The organism is Crocosphaera sp. (genome assembly GCF_030064895.1).
Classification (GTDB): domain Bacteria; phylum Cyanobacteriota; class Cyanobacteriia; order Cyanobacteriales; family Microcystaceae; genus Crocosphaera.
The window spans coordinates 24025-31839 of sequence record NZ_JASJEB010000066.1; the positions used below are offsets into that span (position 1 = coordinate 24025).

Genomic DNA, 7815 nt, shown 5'->3' on the forward strand with positions numbered 1-7815 from the left:
TTAAATTAGGATACGTCTTGATGATTTAGCAAAAAAGCGATAATAATTTGGTCAAATGCTCGTTTAAATTCGGGATCTGAAGCATAGCGTTTATAAAGGTCTAATTCTCGGCGAAGTTCGGCGTTAACTGCTTGTTTAATAATCTGTTCTAAGGCAATATTTCTGTTTTGTTGGTCGGGGTTATTAACTACAAAAATAGCACAATGTTCTATGATATTGGTTAAACTTTCTGGAGTTAATATATCAGTCCAAAGATAAGCCGTTTTGTGACAATTAGGGTTAATTGATTTGCCTTTGCCGTGATTATTTCCTTTATTAAATGGTAAAAAATAAGTGTTTTTTCCTTCTAGATGAGTGGTCATATAAACTTCATCAGTATCAACAGCCAAATGAACTAAACAACGGGCAAAGTTAAATAAAGGTTCTTGAGGATCTCGATCTTTTTTATATTGTTCTTTGGCGTTGTAAACTGTTTGATTTGTCCAGGGGTTTTTCAGTTCTAAAGTAATAACAGATATGCCATTAATAAAGAGAATAATATCAATAGATTTTCGGTTATTTTTGGAGTAATAAACTTGACAAGTAACAGAAAAAATATTTTTTTGAAAATCGGATCTTATTTGGGGGTTTAAGTCCTTGTAGGGGAGACTATTGAGTAGGGTTAAATGGGCATTATCGAGAGAGATTCCTTTTTTCAGAACGGAGATAACCCCATCTTTTATAATTTTGCGGTTGAGACGTTCTAATATTAGTCTTTGCCAGTTACGATGGTCTTTTAGTTTCTCTAATTCTTCGGGTTGAGTTGTTTCTAGAAATTGCCAAAATTTAGCAGTATCAACTGCAAATTCTGGGTTAAAATCGGTTGATTTTCCTTGTTTATATCCTGAGTTTATTAAAGCAGTTTCGATGCAGGTTTCTAAGGCTTTTTCGTAAGTTTGACTGGTCATAATTATTGCTTTATATTAGATTATTCCCCGTAGGGGTTGAATATTATTCAACCCCTACAACATTCAATCCCTACACCATTGAATCCAAATATAATCCCACAATTATCAATAACATCCCGTGTAATAATATATCCCATAATCATCAATAACATTCCGTGTAATAATATAATCCCGTCATTATTAATAAAATTCCGTGTAATAATATAATCCCATAATCATCAATAACATTTCGTGTAATAATATATCCCATAATCATCAATAACATTTCGTGTAATATAGCACTTCTCATACTTGTGAGGTACAGAGGTTATCGCTTTGAGGCAGGAGGCAGGAGGTAGGGGGCAGGAGTTAGGTGTACCTCATGAGTCCGAGAAAAGCTATAATACAATCCTACAATTATTAATAAAATTTCCTTTAATAATATAATCCTATAATTATCACAATAATTCCGTAGGGGTTGAATAATATTCAACCCCTACAACGTTCAATCCCTACACCATTGAACCCAAATATAATTCCATATATAGCAATAGACAGGCTAGTTAGGACACATAAATTATATTTTAAGGGAACAGGGAACAGGGAACAGGGAACAGAAAAATGTCCTAATAGCTTTGGCGACTGCTATAACCTGAATTGTGTTGAATATAAATTAGGATAAGGGCATAATAATATTATGCCCCTACGATACCTTAATTTTTCCTGTTACTGCATTGGATATTAATATCTGTTTTAATTCGTTTAATTTGTCAAGACGAACATAGGGAGGATAACATCTCGATATTTTCCCCGTACATAAACATCCCTCAAACAATCATCAGCAATCTGCCAAATAAATGAGATAATTTTGTTATGTACAGTATAATCCATAGAAATTTTGTGCCTTTGTAACGTCAATTTTCATCTTAACAGTTAATAGCCAATTTTATTTAAAATAATACCTTGATAAGCAGCAGATAAAGAACCTGTTTGATAAGCTAATTTAAAAGTTTCTGTTAACCTAAATTCAAACATCCCTTGTTGAGTTTTATCCTGTGAATTAACAGCTTTTATCTTTAAAATATTGTCTATAAATTGCCATTCTCCCTGCCAAGTTATATCCTCCAAAGTTTCCCTTTCCTGATAAATACGATGTCTGGCAACAAAACTCCCATTAGACCGAAATTGATAACCATAATAAACCATTAATCCCTCAGCTTCATGAAACCCACGCCAAACACCAGTAATAAAATTCCCCTGATCTATAATATTAGGAGAACCATCAGTATTAATATTATTTTCATCCTCTCCTTGATTAATTAACCGAGATTCAGCAAGATACATTATCCCTTCCCCGTTTCCTGTTCTCTGTTCCCTATTCTTCCTAACAGACTCACTACTAACTGACCCAGAAAAAAGCAACAAATGTAAACAAAAAAAACAAAAAAAACAAAAATAATTGATCATTTATTCGTCAAAATCGTTAATAATAGATAAAATAAGGCCACAACAGAGAGGCTATCAGAGAGCTTATGGCAAGACTATGTAAAGGCGTTGAAGTTGAAATGTACACAGGGACACCCCAAGGAGAAATAGTGGGATTGTCCGATCGCATCATCAAGGATCTTAACGGATTTGTGCGAGAACCCGATAGTCGTAATGTTGAATATACTACCGCCCCTTTGTCCTGTTATGATCGCCTTCTTTGTGCCTTAGTTCGTCCCAGACAAAATTTAAGAGAATATTTACCAAAAATTGGCAATTACACTATTATTCCAGGTAGTACCCTCTCCTTAGGCGATAGTAAACATTTTTACCGTTCAGATCCCATCAATCCTTATCATAGCTACATTGAAAACACCTACGGTACCGATGTTGTCACCGCCAGTATTCATATTAACATCGGTATCAGCGATCCAGAATTATTGATAAAAGCTTGCCGTTTAGTACGGGTTGAAGCCCCTTTATATCTCGCTTTGAGTGCATCTTCTCCCTTCTTAGATGGACAGGTAACCGGATACCACTCCACTCGGTGGCAAATGTTCCCTCAAACCCCCCAAAAAGTACCCTTCTTTGAAAGTCATAATCATTTTATTCGCTGGACAGAAGAACAACTGCAACTAAAAACCATGCAAAATGTCCGTCATTTATGGACATCCGTGCGTCCTAACGGTAATAATCGACCTTACCATCTCAATCGCTTAGAATTGAGAATTTGCGACTTAATCGTTGATCCCATCGCCCTATTATCTGTGATCGCCTTATTAGAATCTCGTCTTCTACAACTCATGGAAGATAATACCCTCGACCCCCTCAAAAATAGTCAACTCTCCCCCGATACCCTACTCGATATCACCCATAAAAATGAAATGGCAGTAGCTAAACACAGTTTAGACGCAGAACTGTCTCATTGGCGAGATGGCAGTAAAATTAAAGCCACCACCTGGATCGAACAAATGTACGAAGAAGTCGCCCCCTTAGCTAAACAAAATGGATTTAGTTGTTTCCTCTCTCCCCTTAAAAAGATTCTTCGTAACGGAAATATGGCACAACAGTGGTTAAAAAAATATGAAATTTCTCCCGATATTCCTTCAATTATTAGAGAAGAAATAGAAACCATGGCCCAACAAGAAAAAATGTTAGAAGATAAACTCTGTGACGCACTCTTAGTTGCTTAAAAAATGCTTAAATTTTATTGAATAATTTATAAAATTTGCCAATCAAAGAATAAGAACCGTTTAAGAAAACTAATTATTTACCCATAGCCGTTCATTCATAAAAAAAAACTATCAATTATTATGCCGAGAGTCGTTTTAGTCCATCCTCAAATTCCGCCAAATACAGGCAATATCGCCAGAACATGTGCTGCTACTAACACAGAACTGCATCTAGTGGGTCCATTAGGCTTTGAATTGAGCGATCGCTATTTAAAACGCGCTGGACTAGATTATTGGCCCCATGTTAAGCTGCATTATTATGGGGATTTAGAGCAATTTGTAAGCTTTCAGAAGCAACAAGAAGGTAGGTTACTAGGATTTAGTGTCAGAGGAAAATCCTGCTATGGAGAGTGTAATTTTCAAGAAAAAGACTGGTTAGTATTTGGTAGCGAAACCGAGGGATTACCCGACGAATTTAGGGAAAAATGTGATCAAATGCTCTATATTCCCATGCCTCACCCTGAAGTCCGCAGCCTTAACCTATCTGTTAGTGTAGCCATTGGTTTATTTGAATCCTTAAGACAGTTAAATCAACTACATTAACCAACAGAGAATAACGAAATTAATCATATTTTTAATAAGAAATTCCTATCATTCCCACCTAAAAAACGAGCCAAAGTAAAAGAGTAGTCATAAGCCCAAAAAGCCATCAAATCGGGACTTGAAGCCCAGGAAATGACCACGAATGAAACCTTTTCCGAATTGGTCGCGTCAATCAACTCGCGTCTTGCAGCAAATATTAAAAATAGATGAAAAATTGCTGAGTAGATTACAATCGATTAACGCTTGTTTACAATCAGCGCGAGTTAATCTCTCATAACATAGTAACTAGGTACATTGACTTATTTTGCGATTTGAACTAAAACTAACGTCTGATGGGTGTACTCAGTTAAAAGATCATCTTATAAAGACTCTTAATAGTCTAAATCCCTCGTTCACACAGTAGGAGGTTGTCCTTGAAAGGTAAATTTAATCAACTAATATCAACGTCTTGTAGTTTGGCAGATCACACCAAACTAGAAGCAATATCTTCTTTAGAAGACTCTCAAAATAAACTAGCCTCAAGTGAGAAAAGTCGGGTTCGTCGCTCAGCAGCAATGATCGGCCTAGCCATATCTATGGGCGCAAGCGGTATGTTATTGACCGAAGATAAAGCAGCGATCGCAGCTAATTCTGTGACCGCCAATACAGCTATTGCCAATATTCCCAATGCTTCAGATACGCGCAGCGAGGAGAGTCAACTCTCTCCTTTAGCCCTGAAGCATAAAGTAGAAGAAGGGGATACTATTACCAGACTGGCCTACAACTATCGAGTCAAACCAGATGCGATCGCAGCCATCAATAATCTGACACTGACGGCTAAGTTGGAGCCAGGAGAAACCATAAAAATTCCTTCCGATAAGGATTCATCTCAGAAAATTACCCCAAAAAGCTCCCCAGAGAGTAGCAGCCAAAATAAAAGTGTTGGCACAAAATCTGTCAACACCTCCCTTGATCACCTCAAACAAACCCGCAAGCGTCTGCAAGATAGCTTAGCGGAATTGAAAACAGCAGAAGTAAACAGTGTCAGAGAAGAAAAAGCTGTGGCTGATGTTAGTCAACCCCTCAAGCAGCCAGAAGAAAAAGAGACACTGACTACTCATGTAGAAACAGTAGAAGTAGCTCAAGCTATTGAGATTCCCGTATTTAGTCCAGAAAAAGAAGAGGACGAAATAACGGCTAAGGAAGAAAAAGAAGAAGTTGCTTCCCTAAAAGGATCAATTTTAGACGAAGATGAACAATCAACCATTCCTGTGGTTCCTTCTCTACAAACCGAAACCACCGCTAAAATTGAAGCCGATCAACCCGTTACCATCCAGGTTGTTCCAGCGCAACAGGAAACACCTAGAACTGGTCAATCCATCGATATAATATCCCCTGAGCAAACCTCCTTTATACAACCCCCCCGCCCAGTTAGATCTCAACCCACCGTTCAGCCAGCCAGTAAAAAAGCTTATCGGGTTCGTCCAGGGGATACACTCAACAGTATTGCTCGTAGTCATGGGATTTCTACTCAAGAATTAATCCGCGCTAATGGCATAACCAACGCCAACCTAATTCGGGTTAATCAAACCCTAATGATTCCCCAAAATGCGGCCATCGCTCAGGCTGAATCTTCTCAAAGAACCACTTTACCTTCTGTCTTTGACGATTTTTCCTCAGAAAATCGCGCCCCCAGAAACTTTGTTTCTACTGATAACACTTCTACTCGTAGTACCGAACAAGTAGAATTACAAATTTCTACGGCTCAGCAATCCCATGCCGATCAGTTGAAAGCTGATATCGTCACTTTACAACAGGATTATGGCCAGAGAGATTCAGACATTTCTCTTAACCAACCCCGTCCCACAACTAGAACCGTAGTAGGAGAAGCCTTAAACTCTGAATGGTCTGGCGAGCGCGCCCCAATCACCTCCCCCCAACAGGCGATCGAACAAAGGTTAGATAATGGAAATAATAGAGAGCCAGAATTAATTAGTGCTGCTCCTAGTAACCCTTCTACTTACAACAACGCCTTTCAAATTCCTGTGGGAACGGCTGTGGGTCCAGAACTCCCTGGTATCTCCAACCCTGATGATTTTCTTCCCGATGCTCCCATGAGATTTACTGGACATATTTGGCCCAGTAAAGGGGTTCTCACTTCTGGGTATGGTCCTCGTTGGGGCAGAATGCACAGGGGAATTGATATTGCGGCACCTGTGGGAACTCCCATTGTGTCTTCTGCTCCTGGAGAAGTTATCAGCGCAGGTTGGAATTCTGGCGGTTTCGGCAAATTGGTTAAAGTTCGTCACCCCGATGGCAGTGTCACTTTATACGCTCACAATAGCCGTATTTTAGTACGTCGTGGTCAGAAAGTAGAACAAGGCCAACAAATTGCTGAAATGGGTAGCACCGGTTTCAGCACTGGTCCCCACCTTCACTACGAAATTCATCCTAAAGGCAGAGGCGCACAAAACCCCATGGCCTTCTTACCTAAGAGTAGAAAACGCTAAATCACTATCTCGTTAGAGATTTAAGGGATAATATAACTGAAATCAGGGAAGATAAAGCTTCTCTGATTTTTTTTGAAATAGACTAGACATTTGGTGTTTACTGTTTTACACTAGAAAAGGTCTAAAAAAACGGCTCGGTAGCTCAGTTGGTTAGAGCAGGGGACTCATAAGCCCAAGGTCGGCAGTTCAAATCTGCCTCGAGCCATACAAAAATAAAACATTGAAAACTAGATATCTTAAGGGATTCAAGTAATTAGATTGCTTCCCGAGTTATGAAGATTATTAAGAGTTATTGCGGTTAACTATAAATAAATTATATTGTATATAGGGGTTAATTTTCAGTTTTAAATATTGAGAAAAAAATGATAAACTTAGAAGAAATTACCATCAAAGTATCGCCAGAATTAGCTAAAATTTATCGCCAAGCTAGTACAGAGACTCAAGCACAAATTCAAGCAAAAATCAACAATATATTGAGCATAGAACTAGAAAATAAACGACAAGAGGCAGTAAAAAAACTCTCAATAGTGATGGATAAAGCCAGTGAAGAAGCGCAAGCTAACGGTTTAACTCCAGAAATTTTAGAGGAAATATTAGCTGATGAATAAGCTTAAATTCGTTATAGATACTAACATTATCATCAGTGCTTTTAAAAAAGTAGAAATTTTATAAATAAGTTAATCAATTTCTTGCCATTTCCTAGCGTCAACAAAGAAGGATAAATGTTTTGTATTCGTTGTTACAATAACCACAGAATAACCCTTTAATTCTTCATATTTTGCTTGTGCAGCGAGGATAACATCACCATCTAAAGACTGATTATTCGCAGTTGGTTTACCCTGATTTCTTGCATTAGCCCAAAATTGAGCAGCTAATAAGATAACTTCCGTATTTAGTGGTAAATAGGCAATAATTTGCTTTAATTCATCTAATCGTTTTAAACCTTGAGATTTCTTCGCTCTTAATAATTCTCTTCTGAGTTCATAATCAACAATTTCTGGTAAACTAAATTCTTCTCCTCTATTGAGCAATCTTATGAACTACCCCAACTTTTGAGAAGTTGGGGTTTCTAAAGACCCCAAACTTTTCTTATGTTGTTGAGATTTTTGTCGCTTCATCTCCCCAAGTTGCTTCATAGAG

At 37.9% G+C, this 7815-nt stretch carries 8 protein-coding genes and 1 tRNA gene; 5 read left to right on the forward strand and 4 right to left on the reverse strand.

Features of this window, described 5'->3' with window-relative positions:
- Positions 1 to 5 precede the first annotated feature (5 nt).
- From QNJ66_RS15475 to QNJ66_RS15485, 3 genes are all read right to left on the reverse strand, one after another.
- Entirely contained in the window at positions 6 to 947 is a 942-nt protein-coding gene (locus QNJ66_RS15475) for a type I restriction endonuclease (protein WP_300508448.1), read from the reverse strand.
- Between the two features lie 741 nt (positions 948 to 1688).
- On the reverse strand, positions 1689 to 1817 hold the full coding sequence (locus QNJ66_RS15480; RefSeq protein WP_300508449.1) for a type I restriction-modification system subunit M N-terminal domain-containing protein: 129 nt from the start codon (positions 1815 to 1817) through the stop codon (positions 1689 to 1691).
- A gap of 42 nt (positions 1818 to 1859) precedes the next feature.
- Positions 1860 to 2270 (reverse strand): hypothetical protein, encoded by a 411-nt coding sequence (locus tag QNJ66_RS15485; protein ID WP_300508450.1) that lies wholly within the window; start codon positions 2268 to 2270, stop codon positions 1860 to 1862.
- A 188-nt stretch (positions 2271 to 2458) separates the two neighbouring features.
- Here QNJ66_RS15485 and gshA point away from each other — a divergent pair, with 188 nt between their 5' ends.
- The 5 genes from gshA to QNJ66_RS15510 all read left to right on the forward strand — a co-directional run bounded on the left by gshA (position 2459) and on the right by QNJ66_RS15510 (position 7283).
- Positions 2459 to 3604, forward strand: coding sequence for a glutamate--cysteine ligase (gshA, locus tag QNJ66_RS15490; protein ID WP_300508452.1), 1146 nt, complete (start codon positions 2459 to 2461; stop codon positions 3602 to 3604).
- Positions 3605 to 3724: 120 nt separating this feature from the next.
- A complete protein-coding gene (locus tag QNJ66_RS15495; protein ID WP_300508454.1) occupies positions 3725 to 4186 on the forward strand; it encodes a tRNA (cytidine(34)-2'-O)-methyltransferase in 462 nt (153 codons plus the stop codon).
- 455 nt (positions 4187 to 4641) lie between these two features.
- On the forward strand, positions 4642 to 6675 hold the full coding sequence (locus tag QNJ66_RS15500; protein WP_300508455.1) for a peptidoglycan DD-metalloendopeptidase family protein: 2034 nt from the start codon (positions 4642 to 4644) through the stop codon (positions 6673 to 6675).
- A 131-nt stretch (positions 6676 to 6806) separates the two neighbouring features.
- Positions 6807 to 6880: transfer RNA gene (locus QNJ66_RS15505), tRNA-Met, on the forward strand.
- 157 nt (positions 6881 to 7037) lie between these two features.
- Positions 7038 to 7283, forward strand: coding sequence for a hypothetical protein (locus QNJ66_RS15510; RefSeq protein WP_300508456.1), 246 nt, complete (start codon positions 7038 to 7040; stop codon positions 7281 to 7283).
- A 69-nt stretch (positions 7284 to 7352) separates the two neighbouring features.
- Here QNJ66_RS15510 and QNJ66_RS15515 read toward each other — a convergent pair whose 3' ends face one another.
- Positions 7353 to 7706: a PIN domain-containing protein gene (locus tag QNJ66_RS15515; RefSeq protein WP_300508458.1), complete on the reverse strand. Its 354-nt coding sequence runs from the start codon at positions 7704 to 7706 to the stop codon at positions 7353 to 7355.
- Between the last annotated feature and the right edge of the window lie 109 nt (positions 7707 to 7815).

Excerpts from the sequence above, each read along its gene's own strand:
- QNJ66_RS15475 (WP_300508448.1), bottom strand. The coding sequence starts at position 947 with ATGACCAGTCAAACTTACGAAAAAGCCTTAGAAACCTGCATCGAAACT.
- QNJ66_RS15495 (WP_300508454.1), top strand. The coding sequence starts at position 3,725 with ATGCCGAGAGTCGTTTTAGTCCATCCTCAAATTCCGCCAAATACAGGC.
- QNJ66_RS15485 (WP_300508450.1), bottom strand. The coding sequence starts at position 2,270 with ATGTATCTTGCTGAATCTCGGTTAATTAATCAAGGAGAGGATGAAAAT.
- QNJ66_RS15510 (WP_300508456.1), top strand. The coding sequence starts at position 7,038 with ATGATAAACTTAGAAGAAATTACCATCAAAGTATCGCCAGAATTAGCT.
- QNJ66_RS15480 (WP_300508449.1), bottom strand. The coding sequence starts at position 1,817 with ATGGATTATACTGTACATAACAAAATTATCTCATTTATTTGGCAGATT.
- gshA (WP_300508452.1), top strand. The coding sequence starts at position 2,459 with ATGGCAAGACTATGTAAAGGCGTTGAAGTTGAAATGTACACAGGGACA.